This window comes from Asticcacaulis excentricus CB 48, assembly GCF_000175215.2.
Taxonomy (GTDB): Bacteria; Pseudomonadota; Alphaproteobacteria; order Caulobacterales; family Caulobacteraceae; genus Asticcacaulis; species Asticcacaulis excentricus.
The window spans coordinates 24,564-48,893 of sequence record NC_014819.1 but is presented as its reverse complement, the minus strand read 5'-3'; the positions used below and the strand labels follow the sequence as shown (position 1 = coordinate 48,893).

Below are 24,330 nucleotides of genomic sequence, written 5' to 3'. Positions count from 1 at the left end.
GTAGGGAGGGAAGCCATCATGTCCGAACAGAAACCCCGTCCCGAACGGACGACCGGTGCGGCCTGGTTGCGTGGCGGCCAGACCGTATCCCACACCGTCGAAATGGTTTGGGAGATCGCCAAGAAATTCCTCATCATGCTCGCCCTGTGGGGCGTGTTCTGCATCTACAGCGTCAACAGGCACGCCACAGACGACGAGCAGCTCTATGGTGGCCTTGCGATAGTCGCAAAGCTTTGCCGGTTCTTTGGCGCCCCATTGCCGCAACAGGTAACGGTCAAACAGCCGGACGGGACCTCTGTGGTGGTGTCCGTCTCCGACTATGAAAGCCTGCCCTACGTGGCGGGCGTTCTCGACCGGTACGGTGAATTACTCTTCTACGCTGGCCTGCTGTTCTTCGCGGGCGCGGCCGCACTTCTGGCGCTGGCTACGATCCTGTTCATCCGCCAAGGTCAGCAGAAGCTGGAGGACAAGGAGCTACGTGGCCAGACCATTGCATCGGTCGCGTCTCTGCGTCAGCAAATTCAGAAATTCAACGCCGATGAAATCCGTAAACTCAATCGAAAAGCCATTGAAGCCCTCGTCGGCAAGCCGGCGCCGCCGATTGAAAAGCATTCGGAAACCGGTTTCAAAGCGGGCTGGCGCGACGCCCTATATGTGCTGAAATGCATAGTCGAAAGGCCCTCGGATGCGTTCGCCATCCTGCGCCGTCGCCTCCAACCGTCGCGGCCATTTCTAGCCCTGCCAGCGCCATCAACCGGCACCGCCCTAGTCCCCTATGCGGGTAGCGCAAGCGTGGCGCTGCACGGTCAGGCCTTGCGGTATTACCGCGCAATAGACCTGCCCAACTGGGTGTCCGGAACGCTGGCCAAGTCCGACGCGGATATCGTCCACGATCTCACCATTCGCGCGCGCGCCGCAGGGCTGTCGGACATTTACGAGCGGTTCAGCGACTACGAGCATCACCGAATTGTCGGTGTCGAACTGCCTATAAATTCGCTTTATCAGCACTCGCTTGTTGTGGGCTCACCGGGTTCCGGCAAGTCACAGGCCATCCATGGCCTGATCGAATCCATCAACCATCGGCGCGAATGCGCCATCATCTACGACCCGGAACTGGAATATATCCGCGCCCACTACAAGGCTGGGCGCGACGTCATCCTGAACCCGTTCGATAGTCGGACGGCGAGTTGGTCGCCCTTCAACGATCTCGCCGACTATGCCTCATGGGAGCAGGCGGCGGCGGATCTATTCCCGCTTCCAAAAGGCAGCCAGGACCCGTACTGGACGCTGGCGTCGCGCCAGATTTACTGCAACGCTGGCTACAAGCTGGGCGTCATCAAACGCCAGCACTTCAACGAGAAACCGACCATCGAGGAGCTGATCTGGCTCATCATCGGCGATTTCGAAACCCTGCATTACTTTCTGAAGAACACCCCGGCGGAGCGCACCCTCGGGGAAAAAGAAGGCCTGCGATCGGAGTCTTTGCGCTCGGTGATCGTCAACGGCATCACCCGGATGATGCACCTGCTGAACGGCCGCGAAGACTTCTCGATTGCTGAATGGATCAACAGCCCTCAGACCCATGGCTTGCTGTTCCTGTCCCGACCCCAGCATCTGGAAGCCTCGCTCAGTCCGCTGATCGCCCACTGGTCGTCGATTGCCATTACGACCCTGTTCACCCGCACCCCGGCGCAGTCGAAAAAGATCACCCACATCATTCTCGATGAGTTCCATTCTCTGGGGAAGGTTGAGATCCTCGCCGATGCTCCGGCGCGTCTGCGTAAATACGGCGGGTCGATTATCATGGGCATGCAGCAGGTCTCGCAGCTCGATGACATCTACGGCGACAAGAAAGCCCAGACGATCATTGGGCAGCTCGCGACGAAGCTGATCCTGCGCTGTCAGGACCCGGACACGGCGCGCTTCATGGCTGAGCAGATAGGCCAGAGGGAAGTGAGCCGGACCCAGGAGAACACCTCATACGGTGCCCACCAACTGCGCGACGGGGTCTCGCTCAATACCAAGGAGCAGACCGAGTTTGTCTTCATGCCCGAAGAGATCATGAACTTCCCCATGTTCCAGGGTGTGCTTCGCGTCTCGAACGTGCGCGAAGGCCGACCCTTCCCGGTCGCGCCGGTAAAGTTCCGCTACCGCGAAAGGTCGACAGGCACCGAGGGCTTTATGCCGCGCCTTGGTCCCGACCCGATTGACGAGTTCATGAAGAAGGACCGGTCCAGCTCCAAACTCTACGCCCTTCTCGACAAGATTAAAGCGGAAGGCCAGGGCGCGGACAATCGGGAGGTCACCGCGCAGGACCTGTCATCCTCGCGAAGTGTCTCGACCCCGGACGGGAAATCCGTCAGCAGCGGAGCGGCACACTCGGATGAGGGCTTCGACGCGCAGAACCCGGAAAAACGGGCGGGCATAGCCGAAGGCTTTCTGGCGCCGGATGCCACTGAGGCCAAGCGCGAAGTGCCAGATTCGGAAATCGATACGAGACCCGTGGCCGAGGAGGGCGCAAGGTCGCAACCGTCCCCTTCAGATACCACAGCCGCCCAGCAGAATTCGAAGTCGGATGAGGAGGATCGCCAACGCACCCTGTTCGACCACGACGGATACATCGGGCTGCCCTGATGTTGAAGATCACCCGTTTGAAAAGCGCCTCTCGCTCCGGCGACTATTACGGAAAAGACGATTATTACGTCACCGGCGAGGCCAATACGCCGAACCTGCGCTGGGGTGGGGAGGGCGCGGCCCAACTTGGCCTGGTCGGTGAAGCCAACAGTCTGGACTTCAAAAAGCTACTGAAGGGCATCAACCCCGACCCTGACGGTTCGGCCCTGTCGAAGGCGGATGAAGCCTTGCGTGAACAGGCGGGGGCGTCTGGCGAGACGGACCCGGAAAGGACAATACCGAAACACGCTCCCGGTTGGGACATGACCTTTTCTGCCACCAAGTCAGCCTCGATCATGGCCCTGGTCGCCGGCGACGACCGCATACAGGCGGCGTTCAATCGGTCGGTTCAGAGCACCATGGACTACGCCGAAAAGCACTTCGCCATCACCCGCCAGCGGACCGACGGAGGCGCACCGAAGCAAATCCTCACGGGGAACTTAACCTATGCCACGACGAGCCATTCGATGTCGCGCGCGGGCGATCCGGAGATGCACAATCACGTCGTCCTTGCCAATGCGACCCGGATGGAGGACGGGACGTGGCGGGCGCTGGAAACTGCCCCCCTCTATAAGCACCAACAGTTCCTGGGAAATGTCCAGAAAGCCGAGTTCGCCCACGAGCTTAAGAAGCTCGGCTATAATCTCGTTCAGGGAAAAACACAGGGGACCTGGGAGATCGCGGAGTTCTCCGCGGCTTATCGCGGTGAAAACGACAAGGCCGGGATCGGCCCGGCCGACCTCCTGATCGATACCTTCTCGAAGCGCCATGTTGAGATAATGGGGAAGATAGCGGCAGCCGAGGCCGACAAGGGCCGCGAACTGAGCAAGGGCGAGCGCCAGACACTGATCCTGAAAGACCGGCCGCAGAAGCTGCTGACTGACAGAGACGTGCAGCAAGCTTTATGGAAAGAGGTTGCCAGGGACGCTGGCGTCGATCTCGACCAGATCGTCAGTGCTGCCAAAACCAGGGAGGTCGGGCAAGACCTGACACCTCAGCGCAAGGGCGATATCGGTCTGGCTGGTAAGGTCATGGCTTATATCGACGAGAAGGTTTTAGGACGTACCCGAGATCTATCCGCTGAGGCCTCATTGGCGCTCGGTCTGCGCAGTCAAGAACGTCAATCCACGATCTTCACCCCCTACGCCGTTATCTTCGATGCCATGCTCGCCAACGGCAACCGGCACCGGATTCAGGATTATCAGGCCACCGGCTTTCTGCAGCGTCCGGAAATCGTTAAGGCCGATAGGGAGAAGCTCGCGCACATCACGACCCAGCGCGCTATCACTATGGAGGACGCCATCGTCGAGCGGGTGATCCGTTCGCAGGCGCGTTCCAAAGCCTTCACCCCAGATGTGAGCGATCGAGCCATGTACGGCATCGTCGCCGACGGCAAGGCGCTTGCGCCCAACACGCAGCAAGCCGCCGTTGTCCAGCACGTCCTGACAGATGGCGCGCGCTACTCAGTCATTCACGGGTCCGCCGGCACGGGCAAGACCACCACCTTCGATCTGGTGCGCCAAACGCTCGACAGATTGTCCGCAGGTCAGATCGAGATTGTCGCCTTGGCCCCCACCCACAAGGCTAAAGGCGAGCTTGCAGACCGGGCGGGCATCGCGACCGAGACTGTCCAGATGTTCCTGCTGCAGCAGCAGAAAGGCTCTACTCAGACAGCGCCGTCCAGTCAGATGGCCAACCTCAAGGGCAAGTGGCTTCTGGTCGATGAAGGCTCCATGCTGTCCAACGTTCAGATGGACAGGATCATCGATGTGGCCGAACGCTCAGGCGTGGATAAGGTCATATTCTCCTTCGATGAACGCCAGCTAGCCGCCATGGAGGCCGGAGCGCCAACTCGGCTGGCCATGCACGCCGGGGCCTCGACCGTCTATCTGAAGGACAATGTTCGCCAGGCTCAAATGCCCGTTCTGCGCGCCGGCATTATGAAAATGGCCGACGGCAAACCTTGGGAAGCCCTGCCGTCGATCCGGCCTTATGTGACGGAGACGCGGTCGAACGACGATCAGATCCTCGCGCGCGCAGCTGTGGCCAAATGGCGCGAAATGGGTCCGGACACCAAGGTCGTAGTGGGCACCAACAAGATGCGGGGGCTCGCCAATGCCATGATCCGCACCGAGCTGCAGGGTATGGGCCTCGTTGGTCGGGAGGATGTGGCGCATAAGACCTACGTTTCGGAAAACCGTAGCCCTGAACAGCTCGGTATGATCACGGCGTACGCGCTCGGGCAGCGCATCATCTTCCATAAGGCCGACGAGGCCAACCGCATCGGGCGACATACTGTGCATAGTGTCGTCGGCATCGATATGCGGACCAACCGGCTCACGCTGCAAAGCACCGAATACGGCAAGCGATCCTATAACCTGGCGGGGCTGACCTCCGGCCGCGATGAGCCGACGTTCGGAGTCTATCGCGAGCAGACCATCAAGCTGTCCGTAGGTGACCAGCTCGCATGGAATATCACCGACAAGAAAGCAGGGGTCACCAACAATGATGCCTTCACCGTCGCCGCGATTAAGGGCAGCAAACTCGCCACACAGAGAGAGGTCGAGATCGATGGCGTCAGGACGCTTAAAACCCAGGTCTTCGATCTGGAAAACGACCCGGTCGCGCGGTTCATGTCTCATGGTTACAGCCTGACGGCCAACCGGGCGCAAGGCGCGTCGTTCGGCAAGGTCGTCGCGGTGCTTGGCTCTTACATGGGTGAGTTCGCCAACCAGGCCCGCGGCTACGTCATGGCGTCGCGACCTAGGCAGGAATTTCAGTGGGTGACGGACGACCTGAAGAGCCTGTTTCGTCGGCTGGCGGAGAATGACGGCATCAATCCTAGCGCGCTCAACCACATCGACCGAGCCATGGACCTCGCTGACAAAGCGGATCGCGTCAAACCCGCACCTCAGCCGGACAAGGCCCCTGAAATCCCGAAACCGGAGCCGGTGACTGCAAAGGCAAAGGAGACCGAAAAAGAAAAGTCCGAGGTCGCAAACCCGGGAGGGCACCACATTACCGAAGATCAGAAATCATCGAGCAAGGAGAAAGACATTGGAGAAAAGCACATCGCCCAGAACGACATTCTATTTAGGATTTGAGTGAAGCGTGTAAAGGCCAATTACATCTCAATCTGTTGATTTCCGCTGAGAAGTGATGGAGTCGATCAAACGCCCTGGCGAACTCAAGATTGGATAACATCAAGCGGCAACGTCGCAGGCGATTCGCTTGGCCTTGCCGAGGCCGGTGGCTTCAAGCGCCATCTCGACCGTGGCGGTGACGTCCTGGTACTTCATATTGGTGCAAAGCTTCCAGGCAACGACATAGCGCGAGAAACCGTAACGGCCTGACCGTCCTGTCCGGGGTAAGGAATCGTTATGCGTCCATCCGGTGCAAGAGCGCCGGGGCTCTTTACCGTAATCACGGTGACGGAGTCGCCTTCGCTGTCTGCGCAGGCTTGCAACTCGGTCGGCGAGACCGAAATGCTCATGACAGAGTTCGTCTCCGCAGCGTTTATGGTGACGGTTTTAGGCTGGCATATGGGTGCCGTGTTTTGTGCTTCAGCGGAGGCGATAGCGGGCGTTAGTCCAGCTTCGGCGATCCGAAGATTGAGGTGGTCCCCGAAAATCGGACAAGGTGCTAAGCTTGTGTCGTTCTCTGAGAAGGACGAGACAAATGACAGGCAAACGCACGAAGTATTCGGGTGATTTTAAAGCGAAGGTGGCGCTGGAAGCGATCAAGGGCGAGATGACCTTGGCGCAACTGGCAGCCAAACACGGCGTTCACCAGACGCTGATCAATAGCTGGAAACGGCAGGCGATAGAGAACATGGCGTCGGCGTTTTCTAGCAAGGCCGAGCAGGCTCAGGCAGATCGGGAATCCGAGGTCGAAAAGCTTCACGCGAAGATCGGCCAGTTATTGGTGGAGCGAGATTTTTTGCGCAAAGCCTCCGGTCGCTAAGTGCCGGGCGGAGGCGAGAGATGATCGATCCGAAACATCCGACCCTGTTAGTGAAACGCCAATGCCAGTTGGTCTCGATCAGCCGGTCGTGTTTCTACGGCGGCCGGCAGGGCGAGAGCGTTTTGAACCTCACATTGATGCGGCTCATTGACGGGGACTGTCAGGAATTTCGTGTGTGGGCGTGCGGTTAAACTCAACGCTTACACCATTGCCGCTTTGAAACGATCGCCAAACATGACGGCAAATTGTGACTTGGCCATGGACCATTCACGAGGTGGCATTTTCCATTCCTTTTCGGATCGGTTCAAGACCAAAAATAGCAGTTTCATGGCCGCTTCGTCGGTAGGGAAATGGCCCCTGGCGCGTACCGCCCGCCGGAGCTTTGAGTTCAAGGCCTCGATGGCATTCGTGGTGTAGATGATCCGGCGGACATCTTTCGGGAAGGCAAAAAACGGAATGACTTCTTGCCAGGCCCGACGCCAGATTTGTCCTATGGCCGGATATTTTCGCCCCCATTCGGAAGCTTCAAACTCGCCTAGAGCCGCCTCAGCCGCCTTATCATCCAGGGCGGAATAGATCGTCTTTAAATTCGCCGCCAACTCCCGCCGATCCTTGTAGGAAACGAAGTCCAGCGAGTTTCGCAGCAGATGGACGATGCAAGTTTGAACGGTCGTCTCGGGAAAAACGGCGTTGATGGCATCCAGAAAGCCCTTCAAACCGTCAACAACCGCGATCAGGATATCTTCGACACCGCGATTCCTGAGCTCGTTCATGACCTTCAGCCAAAACTTAGCGCCCTCATTGGTCTCAATCCATAGCCCCAGGATCTCCTTCGCGCCATCAGAGCGCACGCCCAGAGCAACATGTACGGCCTTGTTTCGAACCAAGCCTTCATCACGAATTTTCACTCGCAAAGCGTCAAAGAAAACGAGCGCATAGACTGGATCTAAAGGCCGGCCCTGCCACGTTGCTACCTCATCCAGTACCGCATCCGTCACTGCGCTGATCATATCAGGCGAAACGTCGATGCCGTAGAGTTCCCGCAAGTGCCCGACAATCTCGCGGGCACTCATGCCGCGGGCGTACATCGATATGATCTTCTCGTCGAAACCGGGGAAACGCCGCTGATACTTACCCAGCAATTGCGGATCGAAACTGCCTTGCCGATCCCGAGGAATGCTCAGCTCAAGAGGGCCATCGTTCGTCAAAACTGTCTTCTTGCCATAGCCATTGCGAATGTTGCCCACCTGGTCTTCACCAGAAAGATGGTGGTCCATCTCTGCGTTCAAAATCCGATCCGCCAACGCCTTCTTCAATTGATCGAAAAGACCATTAGTTTCGAACGCCGTCTTCGCGTCTGCCCCGTTCAAAAGCTGATCGAGGATACTATCAGGGATTACTGGCTCTTTCCTGCGTGCCATGGGAATCGATCTCCTTTGCTCCCATTATGCACGCCCACACACGAAATTCCTGACAGTCCCCATTGACGAGCAGTTCATGGAGACCCCGTTCTACGGCAGTCGCCAGATGGCGCGTCACCTCAAGCGCCAAGGCTATGAAGTCGGGCGCAAACGTATCCGGCGCCTGATGGCCAGGATGGGTTTGCAGGCGATATACCAGAAGCCCAAGACGACGGTGCGACATCCAGAGCATCGTACCTATCCTTATCTGCTGCGCGGCTTGGTCATAGACCGGCCCAATCAGGTCTGGTGCGCTGACATTACGTACGTCCCCATGCGCCGCGGCTTCCTGTACCTCGTCGCCATCATGGACTGGTTCAGCCGCAAGGTCCTGGCCTGGCGGCTCAGCAATACAATGGATGTCGAATTCTGTATCGAGGCACTGGAAGAGGCGATGGCGAAACACGGCTGGCCGGACATCTTCAATACCGATCAGGGCAGCCAGTTCACCAGTCCGAGGTTCACAGAGCTCTTGCGTGACGCCAGCGTCCGCCTGTCCATGGACGGACGCGGACGCTGGCTCGACAATGTTTTTATCGAGCGGCTTTGGCGCTCGTTGAAGTATGAGTGCGTCTATCTCCATGCCTTCGAGGCCGGATCGGAGGCCCGGCTTGGCATCGGCAGATGGATCGAATACTACAATCGACACCGACCCCACTCGACCCTCGGCGGACAGACACCAGACGAGGCCTACCTGGGATCGGGAATAACGAGGCAAGCGGCATAATCACACCACAGACACAAGCTTAGCTAAGCCGCATTCCTGTCCGTGAAACCGGGACCACCTCAGATGACCACGGCGCTGTTCGACCGGTTGACCCACCACTGCGACATCATCGAGACCGGCAACGAAAGCTAGCGCTTACTACACCGCACCTAAAACCATCCACAATCTGTTCAACCTCCCCCCCACACCCCCCTCCGGGCGCAGATCAACGGTCCGTTGATAAAGGCGGCTGCGCGCTTCGCTCCGCTTATCAGCTACGTGCTACGCCGCTCTCAAACCAAAAAGGTGGGTCCCTTTTCCGCGCCGGTTGAAAGCTAAACGTTCTCTGAGTTGGCCAAAATCACACCGACGTTGTCATTGGGTCATCTGGCGAAGCTATCGTCAGAGGATCGAGCCGCGTATCTTGCCAGAAATCCACATATTCGCTGGAAGGCCAATCAGGCGCTTTGGCTGGACCAATTTCCTATCGCATGTCGGCGCGCGCAAAAAAAAGGAATATATTCGTCTTAAAATTGAAATATTGAAATGATAGCCCTTTTGATGTTGCTCGGAGGAGGGTGCGTAGGTCCAGCACCTATGTTTGCTATAGTTCGTTCCATGTCCGGCTAATGCGCGCAGCGACTGAGCACTTATTTCTTTGTCTTAAATTATAAGGTTCACCGATGTTTATTGCAATGCTCTACGCCGCTGCAGCGACAGTGTTTCCATCAGTTGAAAATACCATTGTTTGTGAACCTCTTAACATAAAATTGCCAACAGAGAACGATCGACCAAAAGTTAGATTGCACTACCCACCCGAACTATTGGTATCTAGGTGCCATTCATATACTGGAAAGACGCTTAAGCTCGTAAGCCCTTCCGAAGGTTTGACAATCGACTTGGGGGCACAGTCCGTTCCAAACACATATCATTTTGTGATTAGAGACTCTGATGGGCGTGAGGTGCAATCATCGGTAATCGTAAATCGTAACGATGCAAAGTAATTAGGGGGGGGCATGCGAAATTACTATCTATGCGCGCTTGCGATCGGCACATTTATCGTCCCGCCCGCAAATGCCGGCAACACGCAGTATACCTACAACACGCTGGGACGGGTAACTGGCGTAACCTATCCCGATGGAAGCTCTACAACATTCCAATATGACAAAGCCGGTAATCGCACGCAGATCCTTGGTGTCTCGGCTGCTGGAACCCCTAACTCCAATCCGATATGCACGTCGGGAAGCGAGATAGCTCTATATCGCCATGAATATTCTACGACGATTTATCCCTACTATCTAGGACTGTCAGATCCGGATGGTGATCAGGTGCGGTTTTCATCCTCTTCGATGGGCGTAATGACGGCGGCGGGAAACATAGTTTTTGAAGGTATGCCCACTGACTTTTACTACCGCGTTGACTATACCGCAACAGATGGGCGCGGTGGTACGTGTTCGGGGTATTTTGAAGTATATTCCGATAGTGCTTGAATACACAAATTCCCAAAAGCAGAATCATATAATATTTGAAAATCATAATAAGCGGTCAAACATGAGCAACTTCGTATACAATACGCAAAGCGTAAGTAAAGTGGCAATTTTTACGGCGCCTCTGATTCTGACATTTATTTTAGTGTCAAATGTCTTTGCTCAAACCCAACCACAAATATCGAATATCAGCGATCCTACTACCAATATGAGTGCGCCGAAAAGTTCCAGTGATCTGGGTGCAGATTTGACTACTGGAGCATTCACATTTAGCCGATTGGATGGATACGCGGGGGGCGGCGAGTTCCCGCAGATGTTAAGCATAAGAAGAACTTACAGCAGTAAAAATTTGCAGTATACAGTTTTTGGTAGCAGGTTTTCGAATTCTTTTGATATAACATATACCATTGGTAGGCTGAAAGCTGCTTTAAATATCATGGGTCAGGCTCATGAACTAGACTGCCCAACAGCTGGAGTGTATTCTTGTAGTCTAATCGGTTCTAACGATTATACGATGACTGAACCCGGTGGGGGGTGGACGTTGCGGACGACAGGTCAAGGTACATACACTCCTGGAATGGGCTATGAATACAAATTTCATACTCTGGTTGCGACTGGCCCGGACGGGAGCAGGATTACATTCTTCACCGCAAGGGACTCTAGTACCTGCCCTGCGGGTGAAGTAAGTTGGTGCTTTAAAGCGTCGTCGTGGGAATTTCCAACCGGTGAAAAAGTATACTTTAAATATGATTACATGAACGACGAATATAGGTTGATGCAGGTTTCTAATAATTATGGTCATGTAGTGCGTTTTTATAGAACAAATGATATACTTAACTACGTGAATGAAATTCGAACATTCACAACGAATAATGTCTGTGCCGTGGGACAAGAAGGTCCTGTACAGGCGATCGATCTTTGCGATCCAGGCAGCAGTGCGTATCGATCAATTTTTTATGACTTCTTGAACGTCACATTTGATTACGGCACAAATGTAGCATCTCTGTATGGCGTCAGCGACGGGATAGGTCAAATTGAAAGATATGAGTATGACTCATACAATTTTGGACACCCGGCAATCATTAACAGGATTTTGGATGGCAATGGTACCGTCAGTATAATTAATTATTACAAAGAATTTATCGGAAATAGACTGTCTGATAATTACTTACAGTTAACGAGACAGATTGATGCATCCGGAAAAGAGTTGAGATACACATTTTTCAACTCAAATCAGTCTAACTTGCAAGCTCCGCCAGATACGGCTATAATTCAAGATGCACTCAACAATCAAACTATTTATCACATATCTGGAAGTACGTGGGCAAAGAATATATCAAAAATAGATTACGCCGATGGATTTAGCACGAGCTATGAATATGATCAGTATATTTTCAAATCTGTGCAAAAGGATTTTAAGAACAAAGAAGGGGATATTTTTAGAGTTGCATACGATATGAGAGGGAATATGACTAGGTTCCTAAATATGTCGAAACCTAGCCACGGATTGCCGCCTCTGATAGAGGAGCACACCTACATCTCTAACTGCACAAACAGAGTCACATGCAATAAGCCGCAATCCATCAGAGATCCTAACGGAAGTTATATATACTTAGAATATTACGAAGATCACGGCGGGCTAAAATCTGCGACGCGGTATGATTTAAATAACGTACCTGTATCTCAAATTAGATACTACTTCGAACCAATGTTTGTAAATTTTAAGGACTCTGCAGGCAATGTCGTCGCCAATAGTGGTCCTATTTATAAATTGAAAAGAGAGTCTTCGTGTTTAGAATCTGCGCCAGATAATATTTCAAGTTGCATCGGCGGCCCGCGCGAGCAAATAAAAGAGTACTCCTATAATAACGACAACCTATACGTTACCTCCGAAACGGTTAAATCTGGTGATGGATCGTTGGTAACAACTAAAAGCTTTGGTTACGACCAAATGGGAAATGTTACCTCGATTGACGGGCCTCGTACTGATGTTGATGATACCGCTTACACAACATACGATCAAAGGCGCCGTATTGTTTTTGAAATCGGACCCGACCCAGATGGGGCCTGTCATGTGAATGGTGATGGGTGTTTGAAACGGCAGATAACAAGGCACTTTTATAACCTGAACAACGAGGAAATACGCACGGAATTCGGGAACGGAAACAATGTCGATGGGTCGGACTTTACATGGACCTCTGCCAAGCGGATGACGTACAACGGCGCGGGACAGCTGACTAAAACCGAAACGTTGGTACCTTGAGGCTGAGGGGGATAGTTGTGTCTTACAAACTTATAATTTCGTGCACGGCAGTAGTGGCCGCATCTGCAGGCCTTCTATCCACGACATCTGCTTTCGCAGACTCTGTCATTGCGGTAACCCAACTGTCATACGACGCTGCTGGTCGCTTGGAGTGTTCGACCGTTCGTATGAACTCCCAACAGCTAGGTGCAACTCCCGAAAGCGCATGCGACATGGGCGTACAGGGTATCGAAGGTGCGGACCGAATTACGCGATTATATTATGACGCCGTCGGGCAGGTTATACAGGAAGTAGAGGGGTTTGGCACGTCAGATCGCCGCGCGGCTCGAACCTATACTTATTCGCCCAATGGTAAAATAATTCATTTGATCGATTCGAATGGAAATCGAACCCGTCTTTCATATGACGGCTACGACCGGCTTTCCTCGTTGAATTACCCTGACGCGGGCAGGCCATCGAATTTCGACTCATCAACTCCCCAGAGTGCAATTGCAACTGCTGGAGATATCAATGTACAAGACACTGAATGGTACGAGTACGATGCCAATGGTAATAGAACGCGATGGGTGCGCAGAGACGGGAATATTGTCCGTACGACATATGACGCGTTAAACAGGCAGGTTGTGCAGATTCACGAAAATGGCAACTTGTCGCGCCCCATTTATACAAGCTACGATCTGGTCGGGCACGTTGTAAAGAAGCGTTTCGACCATTGGGATGGACCTGGAGTTTCATACTCTTACGATGGATTGGGGCGCCTTCAGTCGTCTACAGATATGTTTGGTCGCACTCTGGTCTATGGTTATAACCAAGCTTCTGCTCGCACAGGCATGGTTTTTCCAGACGGTAAAAATCAGTACTACGCATACGACAGTACGAACCGGCTCACATATACTGATGTGAGCGGCAGCGGGGTGGCGCTTTACATAAAATATAACAATAAGGGTAAAGTTGAAGCACAAAGTCGCAGCAATGGCACCACTTCTATTTTTGGTTACGACGGAATGGGTCGCAGGTCGGAGGTTCGATTCCATTTTCCTGACTCCACCAGAAACACTCTTTGGACCTTAGGGTATAACCCGGCTTCCCAAATCACCAATGTATCCGGCACGAATACTGATGCATTTGATTACAGGGTGCCAACCGGGGCCGCCGACTATAGAGCATTCGATGGTTTGAATCGGGATGCCACCGTCGCTTCGGTCATCGGGGGGTATGACCGAAGAGGCAATTTGAGCAATGACGGGTCGAGAATAATGACCTATGATCTGTTTAACAGGTTGATCTCGCTAAATTCGAATGGGATGTCTTTGACCATAACCTACGACCCAGAAGGGCGAATTGCGAGTTATACGGCAAATGGTCTGACCACTCAGTTTCTGCACGATGGCTCGGACCTGATTGCGGAATTTAACGCATCGGGTGATGTCGCTCGAAGGTATTTGCATGGTGTCAACGAGGATGACCCGTGGGCTGAACTCGTCGGGGCTAGTGTATCGCCAGCGTCTGTAAGTTATTTCCATACTAATTACCAAGGGTCAATTGTGGGTCTTTCGGATGGCTTCGGCGCTTTGACGGAAACGTATAAGTACGGGCCTTATGGAGAGCCGCGCAACGCTTCTGATCAGCTTACCTTTGCCGGAACTCGCTTCCGTTATACAGGGCAGACTGTCTTGCCTGAGGCGCAGCTGTATTATTACAAAGCGCGTGTCTACGACCCATTACAAGGTCGGTTTTTACAAACCGATCCTATTGGGACGAAGGATGACTTAAATCTGTACGCTTACGTCGCCGGTGATCCGATCAACAAGGTCGACCCGAAAGGTGAAAATCAAATCGTTGTTTTTGCGGACATGGGAAACAACATCGCTCATGAAGCACACATCGTCGGCAACGCAAAGGATGGATGGATCTTCCAATCGAAGGAGGGGCGTAGTGATGGCAATGAACTCATTGGGGGGCGAGCTCTCGAACCTGTCGAAGAGACGTTCAAGACGAAAGAACAGGCTCTTCAATTCGCTGCAAATCGAGGCTATGACGCAGCTTACGAAAAGACAACAACTAAGGGTCAAGATAAGCGATTGATTGCTGCAGCCACCAAATCGATTCGGTCATATTATCACGCTGCTTTGGCGAACTGCGGCCACGCGATTCAAAAAGCGCAGGATGCCGCGAATATAAAGCATAAGAACAATATGAATCCAAAGGATGATCAAAAATACCTTGAGTCAGAAGAGGCTCGGCAGGATGGATGGGTAGAACTGGAAATGCCCGAGCCAAGCAACGAAAAAAAGGAATAAATTTAGAAATGTCAATAAAAAAAAATCATTTTATATTCATTTTCGCAATATTGATTGCGGCTTTTATCTTGTCAATATTTCACCAAATAATATCCGATCATGTTATTATTGGGCGTGATGGAGGTTTTTTCAATAATTTAGATCCATTACAGATTTTCTATACTACTTCATTCCTGTCGTCAGCTTATGGATTTTTGTGTTTTGGTCGCAAAATTATTTATTACTTTACATTTGTGATTTCGTCTTTTATTTGCTTGACTCTGATCGAATTCTTGTATATTTTCGTTTACATCTCCCTTTCTTACGGCTCCTATTCAGACTTCTCGAATGAATGGGCCGGCTTTATGCTATGGCTGTATATATTGCCGTTTTTCACGATAAGTGGGATTGTTTATTTGGTAGGGCGCGGACTTTTGGCATTAATCAGGCCCACAAAAAGATTCTAACTTGATTAGGCCGTAGACTCATAACGCTTTGATCCAGATGCGAGAGGCTACAATCTTGACAGCGGCAAGGAAGTTAAGGGGATTTTTGTCGTATCGTGTGGCAATTCCCCTGAACTGCTTGAGCTTGCTGAAGAAGCGTTCGACCAGGTTTCTTTGCCTGTAAACCCATCCGCTGAAGGCAAAACTGGCCTTCCGATTGCTCTTGGCAGGGATATTGGCCCACGCCTTCTTTTCGCTGACGGCAATACGCAATGCATTGGTGTCGTAAGCTTTGTCGCCCAGCACGATCGTACCTTCCCTCATAGCGCTCAACATAGGCAAAGCCATTTGGCTATCGTGAGCCTGCCCGGCAGTCAGTTCCAGCGCGATTGGGCGGCATTCGGCATCGACGACCGCATGGATCTTGGTCGTCAACCCGCCACGGGAACGTCCCATGCAGCCATCGTCAAGGCCCCCTTTTTTGCCGTGGCACCATGTTGGTGCACGCGGACGCAGGAGGAGTCGATCATGATGATATCGCCGTCAAAGGCCTTTGATATATCGGCAAAAATCCGGTCCCAAACGCCAGCTTTGCGCCACCGGACGAAGCGATTATAGCAGGTGGTCGAAGGTCCGTACCGCTCCGGAACATCCGCCCATGGCGAACCTGTCCGAAACCGCCATAAGATGCCGTTGATGACGCGGCGATCATCAACACGAGGGACACCGCGAGGCTTGTTCGGCAGTAGCGGTGCAATAATCTCCCATTCCTTCTCTGTCAGCTCGTAGCGGCGACGGGTCATGAAAAAGGCCTCCAAATCAATGAAAGCCTTGAATCACGCATACGCCACCTTGAAAACCCGTTTTATGAGTTTTCGGCCTAGGGTCCGGACTCACTACAGCCACCAGATAACAGCGGCGGCGAGTGCGACGGCGCTCAAGAAGTTTTTGATGTTTCGGTCAAAGCGTGTGGCGAGGCGACGCCAGTCCTTTAGACGGCAGAACATGCGCTCAATGACGTTGCGCTGTTTGTAGATAGCCTTGTCGTATTCGTATTGGATTTTGCGGTTCTTGCGCGGCGGAATGATGGGCTCGGTACCGCGCGCGTTGAGCCATTCACGCAGGGCCTGGCTGTCATAGCCTTTGTCGGCGACAAGTTCGGCGGAGGGCGGCAGGGCCTCGATGCACAGCTTGGCCACCTTGCAATCGTGGACGTTGCCGGGTGTCAGGAGCAGGACGTGAGGACGCCCCTTCGCGTCGCAGAGGGCGTGGAGTTTGGTGTTGCGTCCGCCCTTCGTGCGGCCGATACCATGAGCCAAGGCCCCCCTTTTCCCCCTCCCGCGCAGCGGTGGACCTTGATGCAGCTGCTGTCGATGAACAGCCGATCCGGCGCATCCTCGGCACCCGCAAGCGCGCTGAAAATGCCCTCCCATATGCCACGTTCGGACCAGCGGACGAAGCGATTGTAGAGCGTCTTCTTCGGCCCATAGATATCGGCGCAATCCGCCCAGCGACCACCACAACGCAGTGCATGGACGATGCCGCTCAGAACCCGGCGATCATCAACACGCGGCTTGCCCCGTACATCAGTCGGCAACAGGGGCTCGATCCGCTCCCATTGCGCATCGGAAAACCAAAAGAAATCAGCCATCTCACAACCTCTCGGACGAGGCAGTGAATCACAACATCCCACCCATGAAAACCCGCTTATTGGGTCCGGACCCTAGTTTCGAAAAATAGTTTGATGCTGATTTTTCAGTTACGCGCAAGATTATTTCAGAGGTGGAAACATTACTCTAACGCCAGCCTTCCCGTACTGTTCAACGAAAATGGAGTTGTATCATATGGGGGTCGCAAATCATTGAAAAATATATAGGTAAATTTCAGATCAAACAATTCAGTTGGACGGCTCTAAAAACCCCTCGTCAAGAGGGAGGGATCGTGATTCACTGATCTGGGTTTGCATCGGGGATTTCGATGAAGGGGCAGGCTGGATTTTTTGATGTTGAAGATCGCCTGAAGCGGCTGAGTGATCTCGGCGACCAACTCGAGGCCTACGGCAGGTTTGTTGATTTCGAGGCTTTTCGTCCGGCACTACAGGCTGCTGTGGGTTATGGTGACGGTGCCAAGGGTGGCCGTCCACCCTTTGACCCGTCATGATGTTCAAGATCTTGGTCATTCAGACACAGAACAATCTGGGCGACGATCGGACTGAGTTTCTCATCAATGACCGGCTGTCTTTCATGTGCTTCCTTCGCCTGGTCTGTCGGTGCCTACCCATTCCTATGGGTTCTTCAACGTAATTGTTGAGGAGCTTTGGCCGCCTTTGCCGTCGGAGACAACATAGGAAACCGTAACGGCCTGACCGTCCTGTCCGGGATAAGGAATTGTTATGCGTCCGTCCGGTGCAAGCGCGCCGGGGCTCTTTACCGTAATCACAGTAACGGAGTCGCCATCGCTGTCTGCGCAGGCTTGCAACTCTGTCGGCGAGACCGAAATGCTCGTGACGTAGTTCGTCTCCGCGGAGTTTATGGTGATGGTTTTAGGCTGGCATACCGGAGCCGTGTTTTGTGCTTCCGAGGAGGCGATAACGGGTGTTAGTCCAGCAACAGCAATAATCAAGCTGCCTAGCAAGAGTTTTGACTTTTTGCTCATGGTTAATACTCTGGCCTCGCGACTAGGGGTTGAAGGTAACTGTAAAAAGCGCGCTGGCTGTTCCGCCCTGGCCGTCGGAAACGGTGTAAGTGAAAGTTTTGGTTTCACCCCGGTTGGTGGTCACTGTGAACGGCATAGAAGGGGACAGGAGGGTAATCGTACCGCCGTCTGGATCAGAACAGCGGCTCGTATATGCTATTGCGGGCGGGCTCACAGAGACTGTGTTGGTCCCGCGCGGAGGTGCCGGGATTGAATGCACAATCGACCAATTTGTACAGACCGGAGGCTGATTGCTACTTGGTGGGGGATTACTCCCTTGAGGTGCCGTCGTCACTGCTGTTCGATTATTGGCGGCATCATAGCTGTAAGTTGTCTTCGTTCCGTCCGCATAAACGGCTTCCTTCACACGACCAAAATCGTCGTAGGTGTAGGAGACGTTCTGGGCATTGGCAACAATTGGCACGAGTGTCAAAAACAAAGCTGCAGCCGACACTGCACACGCCAGGAGCCGCGAACTATCTGACTTCATGATGTTTATCCCCGCCCGCAAAACGTGTTTCTCGACATATGATTGACGCAACCACAACTCCAGGCAAGCGAAAAATTATTTTTTCAAATTGTTTTAAAAAAACATTGGGTTGGGTTTTTCTGACAATTTTCGTGTGAAAATCTGTTTTTTACCCCCCTTGTCAAAATCGCCGTTCGCGGTATTTCTCAACCCAAACGGCAGGGAAACAGGGGAGGGGATGGCATGTTTAGCCTACTCAGGCGTGCGCGCGCCATAATGGTCAATGCGGCTATTATCGGCGCATTCACAGTGGGCTGTGGCGGGGCTCATGGTCAAAACCTTGTTCAGCCGCCAGTTCTGTCCCTAGTTGATGAGAACGGCGTAAACTTGGCGACTGGCAAAGAGAAACTCCCCGATCTCGATGTTGGCATTGGTTCGAGTGGCAGTGGAATCGCGCGGGCTACACAGTACTTCCAGTCGGCTGCAGGTGTCGCGGACAATCATGCGGGCTTTCTCGATATTTCAGCACCGCCTTCAGGCCTTATCGGGTTCACGTACCTAGCAAACTACAATGGCGCAGTTTATCGCTTTTTCGTCCAATCCACGAACGGTCAGTTGACCCCCAGCCCGTACACATCGTCAGACAGTGGATTGGAAAAGCTCACCTGCACCATGCTTGCACCATCAGATCCAGGGACGTGCACCCTTGTCCTGTCAGAAGGAACGCTTGTCCAGTATACCCGCACGAATGGAGCCAAGGCCGTTCTATCTCAGGTGACGAGGCCGGACGGCGAAACTGTCTCGTACACCTATTATTCCGACAGTACAGGTGCCAGAGCCGTCAAAACCGCGAGCAGTTCGTCAGGTTGGATGTTGAAGTACGAGGTGGATGCCGCGTTCAAGGTCATCAAGGTTACTGCCGTAAATTCAGCGTCTACCTACTGCGATGTGGCAGCAAGCTCTTGTGCTGTGGCCTCTACATTTCCGACCGTAACGGCTACGACTAGTGGTTCGACAACGTCTATCGCTCGCAATGGAAGTCCTTTGGTTTCTTACACCATCAGCGGCGATACCACGACGATCTCTTCTCCATCTGGAGTGACAAAGACAATTACCCACTATCCCGCCAGCCATGCCAATGCAGGCTTAGTCTACCAAGTGACCGTCGGCGGGGGAACATGGACGTACAGTTACATTCGTGTCGGAGGCTATGTCGACACCACAGTGACGGGGCCTGATGGCAAATCTCGCATCACGAGGATCAATCCATCGAGCAAGGTGACCTCGACGACGGATCAGGCCGGGCGAACCACGAACTATTTTTATAACACCGGTAGCGGCCTCGCGTTTGGACAGTTATTGCGCCTGTCCCCGCCTGATAGCGATGGTAGCGGCGGATTCACAGACTACCAGTATGACTCCGTTGGGCGACCAACAAAAGTCATCGTTGTACCAAAAGGCGGCGCTTCGAACGGGATCGTCAACATGGCCACCGCTTTGGTGACGACCTCAGAGTATGGCAATGCCTGCACCGACGACGCATCTCGCAAATACTGTATGAAGCCAACGGCTGTAATTGACGCCAATGGCGTTCGTACAGAGTACGAGTATCATACGCCCTCTGGTCAGGTGCAGAAGATTACACTCCCCAGCGTAAATGGCGCGCGGCCCCAGGTTCGGAACACCTACGCGCAGCTCACGCCTTTCATCAAAAACTCTTCCGGGGGCATGACCGCCCAAACTCCAATCTGGAAGCTGACCGAAACCTCGACCTGTATGGTTGGCGACTTGGCGTCTTGTGTAGGTGGGGCTAACGAGAAGAGGACTCTGTTTACCTACGGCACTAACAATCTTCTACCCACACAGACAACGACGAAGCTCGGGGACAACTCTCTGCCGATCACCGCAACTGTCACATATAATGATAATGGCCAGGCTATCGTGGCGGATGGACCAAAGCCTGGCGCGGTTGACGAAGTTTATTCTGTTTACGACACACTTGGTCGCCAGACGGCGGGAATAGGCGTTGACCCGGACCTGAACGATGCGGCACGTCAGCGTGTTGCATCGAAAACCGAGTACGATTCAGATGGGCGCGCGCGCAAGGTCGAGGTCGGGACAGTGCCGGGCTCTACCTACTCTGGCTCGACGGCGCTGGACCGCTGGAATCAGGCGGTATCTGATCTCAACGCGTTCACTGTCCAGCAAACGGACACCAATCAGTTCGATACATCAACCGGGCTGGCTATAATTGCAAGACATTACATTGGCGCAGAGGCTGGTACCCCTAAGGACCTGACCCAACGATCCTATGATAATATGGGACGCGTGACCTGCGAGGCCGTCCGCCTTAATTCAAATGTTTACGGCAACCTCCCTGCGTCGGCATGTGCGCAAGGGGCAGCGAATCCGGATGGGACAAAGGATAGGATTACCCAGCACAACTACCACCCGGTGATGGGCATTCTGACGAGTGTTACCACAGGGGTTGGTACCGCCTTTTCGCGCAATGAATACGTCAAGACATTTGATTTTGACACCACGACGTCCACAGGCAACCTCACGGCCATAACCGATGCTAAGGGCAATCGGACGGGCTACGAGTACGATGGGTTCAATCGCCTGTTCAAGACCTGCTATCCGTCTGCTCCAAACGGCGCGTCTACGAACACCTCGGACTGCGAGACGACAACCTATAGAGCAACCACTGTCACAGGCGCGTCTCAGGCGACTCGTCTGGTTAGCCAGGTCACCCTGCGCGACAATACGAGCACGATCTCATTCGGGTATGACACGTTGGGTCGCGTCTCTTCCAAGTCTGGGGTAGTTACAGAGACCTTTACCTACAATAATTTCAGTCAGGTCACCTACCGTACCAACTCGACTAACGGGCACACGATCAACGGCAACCCCTCTACAGGTAGCTACACCTATAATGCTCACGGGTGGCTTCTGAGCGAGGCCCAGCCTATGGGAACCGTGAGCTACCAGTATGATGATTATGGGCGCCGCATCCGCTTAACTTATCCGACTGCGGGCAATCCATTTATCACCTATGACTACAACAATGGCGATGAGGTGGTGTCCATTAAGGAGAACGGCTCGACACAACTCGCCGGTTTCTCGTTCAACAACTACAGTCAACGAACCGCTTTGGTCCGCCAAAACGGCCAGAACACGGGCTATGCCTACGATGCCAGCCTACGCTTACAATATCTGACGCAGGGCACAAGCGGTGCTTCTCACTACAACCAGATCACCTATGGCTATAATCCAGCCGATCAGATTGCGTCAAAGTCGGGAAACAATAGTGCCTACGGCTTTACCCCGACCAACCAGTCGATTGGTTACACCATCAATGGGTTGAATCAGGTGAGCCAGATCGGGTCTACGCCACTGAGCCACGACCTGCGCGGTAACATCACCGGGGATACGGGCGGCACGTTTACGTACAACGCCAACAACCTGATGGTGACGGCGACGCAGTCGGGCATTATGACCACGCTTGGATATGATGCATCCGGCCGTCTTTACAGCGTCAATAAGAACTCCACGACCACGCGGTTCCTGTACGATGGCGTTGACCTGATCGCGGAATTCGATGGCAACGGTACGCTTCAACGTCGTTATGTCCACGGCCCGGGCGATGATGAGCCTCTTGTTCAGTATAACGCAGACGGCTCGAAATACTTCCTACACGCCAACGAGCAGGGGTCGATCATCCTGATCACCGACGGTTCCGGCGGGCAGGTTGCCACCAACGCTTACGATGAATATGGCTTGCCACGGGCCGGCAACGCCGGGCGCTTCCAGTACACGGGGCAGTCCTACCTTCCAGAGATCGGCATGTACTACTACAAGGCGCGTATCTATCATCCCGTTCTTGGCCGCTTCATGCAGACCGATCCCATCGGCTACGGTGACGGGATGAACTGGTACGCATACGTCCACGGAGATCCGGTCAACATGACGGATCCTAAGGGTCTTACCGGGGATACTCGTGGCGGATTGGGCGCAAGCCCGAAGATAGATACAGTAATAGTTTATGGGTTAAAAGGTAATTGCGATTCTGATTGTCAGCGTTACTACTCACAGCAGCAGCAGAGATCTGAACAGTTGTGGAGGTATGTCTCCACTTTGGTCGATTATGTAGATGTTAAGCCTGAAGAGGTTTTGAATGGTGTAGCATATGCCACCTGCAGCACCGTCATTTACACAGCAGGAGTAAATTCAACAGCCGGTTTTGGTGCAGATTTAGGAGCCGGCTATTATGCAGGCCGCGGGGCAGACGGATCATTCCGCACTGGCACCTTTGTATCTGGTGGTGCAGAAATTGGAAAAAACCTTGGGGGGAGTTTGACTGTTACGTTTCTTATGGGCACCGTTGATAATGTTCAAGGTTTCTCTCATCAGGCCAACTTCGCTGTACCAGTAGCTCCGTACGTAAGTGTCCCTTTGAGCGCCGGACAAACACAGACCTCAGCACTGGACTTTTCACTGAAAGGCACAAACTTTTACTCGGTTGGAATCGGTGGCGGGCCCTGGGGAACGATCTCCTACTCCAGAAATTTCACTCGTACATTCTCAAACGGCCCAACACGTATGTCTGCGACGACGAAATTGGTCGCTAGTTTGGTTGATCTGGCTGTTAAGAAGGGCAAGCTCCCGTCAAACTGTAAGGCAAATTAAATGTTAATTCGCTCAAATATCGTCACAGTCTTAGGTTTTTTTATAGTGGTGATTTCTATGTCTTTTATTCCAAATAATGGCTTGGCTTTCCCTTTTCTTTTAACGTTCGGAGTAATTTTGGCCTCAAATTATCCATTCTTGAGGTGCCCTAGGTGTACAACGCATATCGCAGATGATGGATACGGATGGCTTTTTAAAGGATCAATTACTACAGAAAGCTGTATAAAATGTGGTAGAAGCAAGAAAAGAATTTGGCCTTATCAGTTTATAATTTTTCCGGATAGGCCCTAGATAAGCATTTACGTCAGTCGTTTGATGAATATAGGAATCCTTATTTTCTAAATTGTAATATAGTTTAGCTTATCGCTGATAAGAATGCAGCTTAACTCAGCTTTGAGTCCGTGGTGGTATCGCGCCGCTCTCTTAGCTGCCCCGGCTCAAGGTTTCGGAAAACCCACCACGACACCCGACTGTCCATAGGCCATCAGGTAGGGGCCACACTGTGACAGCGCTGTGATCGCTTGAGATTCTGATCGCAAAGCCTTGTCGGTCAGCGGCACGGTCGGATCGCGTTTAATAACTGGCGGTTTCGCGAGATTGCCCAGCGGCGAGAAAGTCACCTCAAGCGTCACAGGCTGAGTGTCCTTGTCAGCAATCCTCCGCCAGCACGGCTCAATGGCTTTCCAGAGATCGTTTGGCGTTTTGCGGTCGCGGCCCTCAACCTTGACTATTGAGGTGGCCGCATCGGTCTTGAGCCCAGTCGCGGTCTCCGCCCCTTTTGGGGTGAACAGCTCTTCTCCCAGGGCTTGTGCTAATGAACTTGCCCTGGGTTGCGCAACCGTCAGCGCGACGGCGGTCTCGGCAGATGTCGCCTCTGACATCGCCATAAATTTCTCCACCGCAGATGTCGAGTTGGGCGTGTCTGGCGATGGCATGGGAGCCGTGGCCTCCATCAGGGAGACATCCATGGCGATCTCCGAGCCCTGCATCAGATCGCCTTCGCTGCCGTCCATGCCGTCTATTGGCAGACCCTTTGAAGATGAGACGGCAAACACGTAGATCAGGCCGAGGTGCAGGCAAACGGCAAGTAGCAGGCCAAACGCCTTCTGACCATTGTGTACCTGTGATGACCCGCCCTCAGACATGGTGATTGAATACACCAATTTGTTGAGCGGACAAAAGCCCTGAGTTAACATGTCCC

The 24,330-nt window shown here is 53.2% G+C and carries 12 protein-coding genes and 4 pseudogenes; 10 read left to right on the top strand and 6 right to left on the bottom strand.

What is annotated here, in order from left to right:
- Positions 1-18 precede the first annotated feature (18 nt).
- From ASTEX_RS18570 to ASTEX_RS18555, 3 genes and pseudogenes are all read left to right on the top strand, one after another.
- Positions 19-2,634, top strand: coding sequence for a type IV secretion system DNA-binding domain-containing protein (locus ASTEX_RS18570; protein WP_013481172.1), 2,616 nt, complete (start codon positions 19-21; stop codon positions 2,632-2,634).
- The gene (gene mobF, locus ASTEX_RS18565; protein ID WP_013481171.1) at positions 2,634-5,777 is read left to right on the top strand and encodes a MobF family relaxase; all 3,144 of its coding nucleotides are present in this window, start codon (positions 2,634-2,636) and stop codon (positions 5,775-5,777) included. The genes ASTEX_RS18570 and mobF overlap by 1 nt, the downstream gene beginning before the upstream one ends.
- A 574-nt stretch (positions 5,778-6,351) precedes the next feature.
- A pseudogene (locus ASTEX_RS18555) lies at positions 6,352-6,788 on the top strand (transposase); the annotation flags it as partial.
- Between the two features lie 48 nt (positions 6,789-6,836).
- On the opposite strand, the gene ASTEX_RS18550 reads toward ASTEX_RS18555, so the two are convergent.
- Positions 6,837-8,057, bottom strand: a complete 1,221-nt coding sequence (locus tag ASTEX_RS18550; protein WP_013481168.1) for an IS256 family transposase — start codon at positions 8,055-8,057, stop codon at positions 6,837-6,839.
- On the opposite strand from ASTEX_RS18550, the gene ASTEX_RS18545 reads away from it, so the two are divergent.
- The 5 genes and pseudogenes from ASTEX_RS18545 to ASTEX_RS20070 form a co-directional block, all read left to right on the top strand.
- On the top strand, positions 8,056-8,823 hold the full coding sequence (locus ASTEX_RS18545; protein WP_425359029.1) for an IS3 family transposase: 768 nt from the start codon (positions 8,056-8,058) through the stop codon (positions 8,821-8,823). The genes ASTEX_RS18550 and ASTEX_RS18545 overlap by 2 nt on opposite strands.
- Positions 8,824-8,874: 51 nt before the next feature.
- A pseudogene (locus ASTEX_RS20730) lies at positions 8,875-8,955 on the top strand (ATP-binding protein); the annotation flags it as partial.
- 863 nt (positions 8,956-9,818) lie between these two features.
- Positions 9,819-10,292 (top strand): RHS repeat domain-containing protein, encoded by a 474-nt coding sequence (locus ASTEX_RS20080; RefSeq protein WP_013481167.1) that lies wholly within the window; start codon positions 9,819-9,821, stop codon positions 10,290-10,292.
- 61 nt (positions 10,293-10,353) lie between these two features.
- Entirely contained in the window at positions 10,354-12,552 is a 2,199-nt protein-coding gene (locus tag ASTEX_RS20075; protein WP_013481166.1) for a hypothetical protein, read from the top strand.
- Between the two features lie 167 nt (positions 12,553-12,719).
- Positions 12,720-14,366 (top strand): annotated as a pseudogene (locus ASTEX_RS20070) (RHS repeat-associated core domain-containing protein); the annotation flags it as partial.
- A 950-nt stretch (positions 14,367-15,316) separates the two neighbouring features.
- Here ASTEX_RS20070 and ASTEX_RS20065 read toward each other — a convergent pair.
- Both ASTEX_RS20065 and ASTEX_RS20060 read right to left on the bottom strand, forming a co-directional pair.
- A protein-coding gene (locus ASTEX_RS20065) for an IS5 family transposase (RefSeq protein WP_174266580.1) occupies positions 15,317-16,080 on the bottom strand; the annotation gives its coding sequence in 2 pieces (ribosomal slippage) (positions 15,317-15,762 and positions 15,762-16,080; 765 coding nt in all).
- 93 nt (positions 16,081-16,173) lie between these two features.
- A protein-coding gene (locus tag ASTEX_RS20060) for an IS5 family transposase (RefSeq protein ID WP_425359028.1) occupies positions 16,174-16,928 on the bottom strand; the annotation gives its coding sequence in 2 pieces (ribosomal slippage) (positions 16,174-16,584 and positions 16,587-16,928; 753 coding nt in all).
- A 326-nt stretch (positions 16,929-17,254) separates the two neighbouring features.
- On the opposite strand from ASTEX_RS20060, the pseudogene ASTEX_RS20055 reads away from it, so the two are divergent.
- Positions 17,255-17,538, top strand: a pseudogene (locus tag ASTEX_RS20055) (transposase); the annotation flags it as partial.
- A gap of 22 nt (positions 17,539-17,560) precedes the next feature.
- Here ASTEX_RS20055 and ASTEX_RS20405 read toward each other — a convergent pair.
- A complete protein-coding gene (locus ASTEX_RS20405) occupies positions 17,561-17,932 on the bottom strand; it encodes an Ig-like domain-containing protein (protein WP_144004835.1) in 372 nt (123 codons plus the stop codon).
- A gap of 22 nt (positions 17,933-17,954) precedes the next feature.
- Positions 17,955-18,461 (bottom strand): Ig-like domain-containing protein, encoded by a 507-nt coding sequence (locus tag ASTEX_RS20050; RefSeq protein WP_144004834.1) that lies wholly within the window; start codon positions 18,459-18,461, stop codon positions 17,955-17,957.
- Between the two features lie 222 nt (positions 18,462-18,683).
- On the opposite strand from ASTEX_RS20050, the gene ASTEX_RS19615 reads away from it, so the two are divergent.
- Positions 18,684-23,129: an RHS repeat domain-containing protein gene (locus tag ASTEX_RS19615; protein WP_013481161.1), complete on the top strand. Its 4,446-nt coding sequence runs from the start codon at positions 18,684-18,686 to the stop codon at positions 23,127-23,129.
- 437 nt (positions 23,130-23,566) lie between these two features.
- On the opposite strand, the gene ASTEX_RS18500 is transcribed toward ASTEX_RS19615, so the two are convergent.
- Positions 23,567-24,325 (bottom strand): hypothetical protein, encoded by a 759-nt coding sequence (locus tag ASTEX_RS18500; RefSeq protein ID WP_013481160.1) that lies wholly within the window; start codon positions 24,323-24,325, stop codon positions 23,567-23,569.
- Positions 24,326-24,330 lie beyond the last annotated feature (5 nt).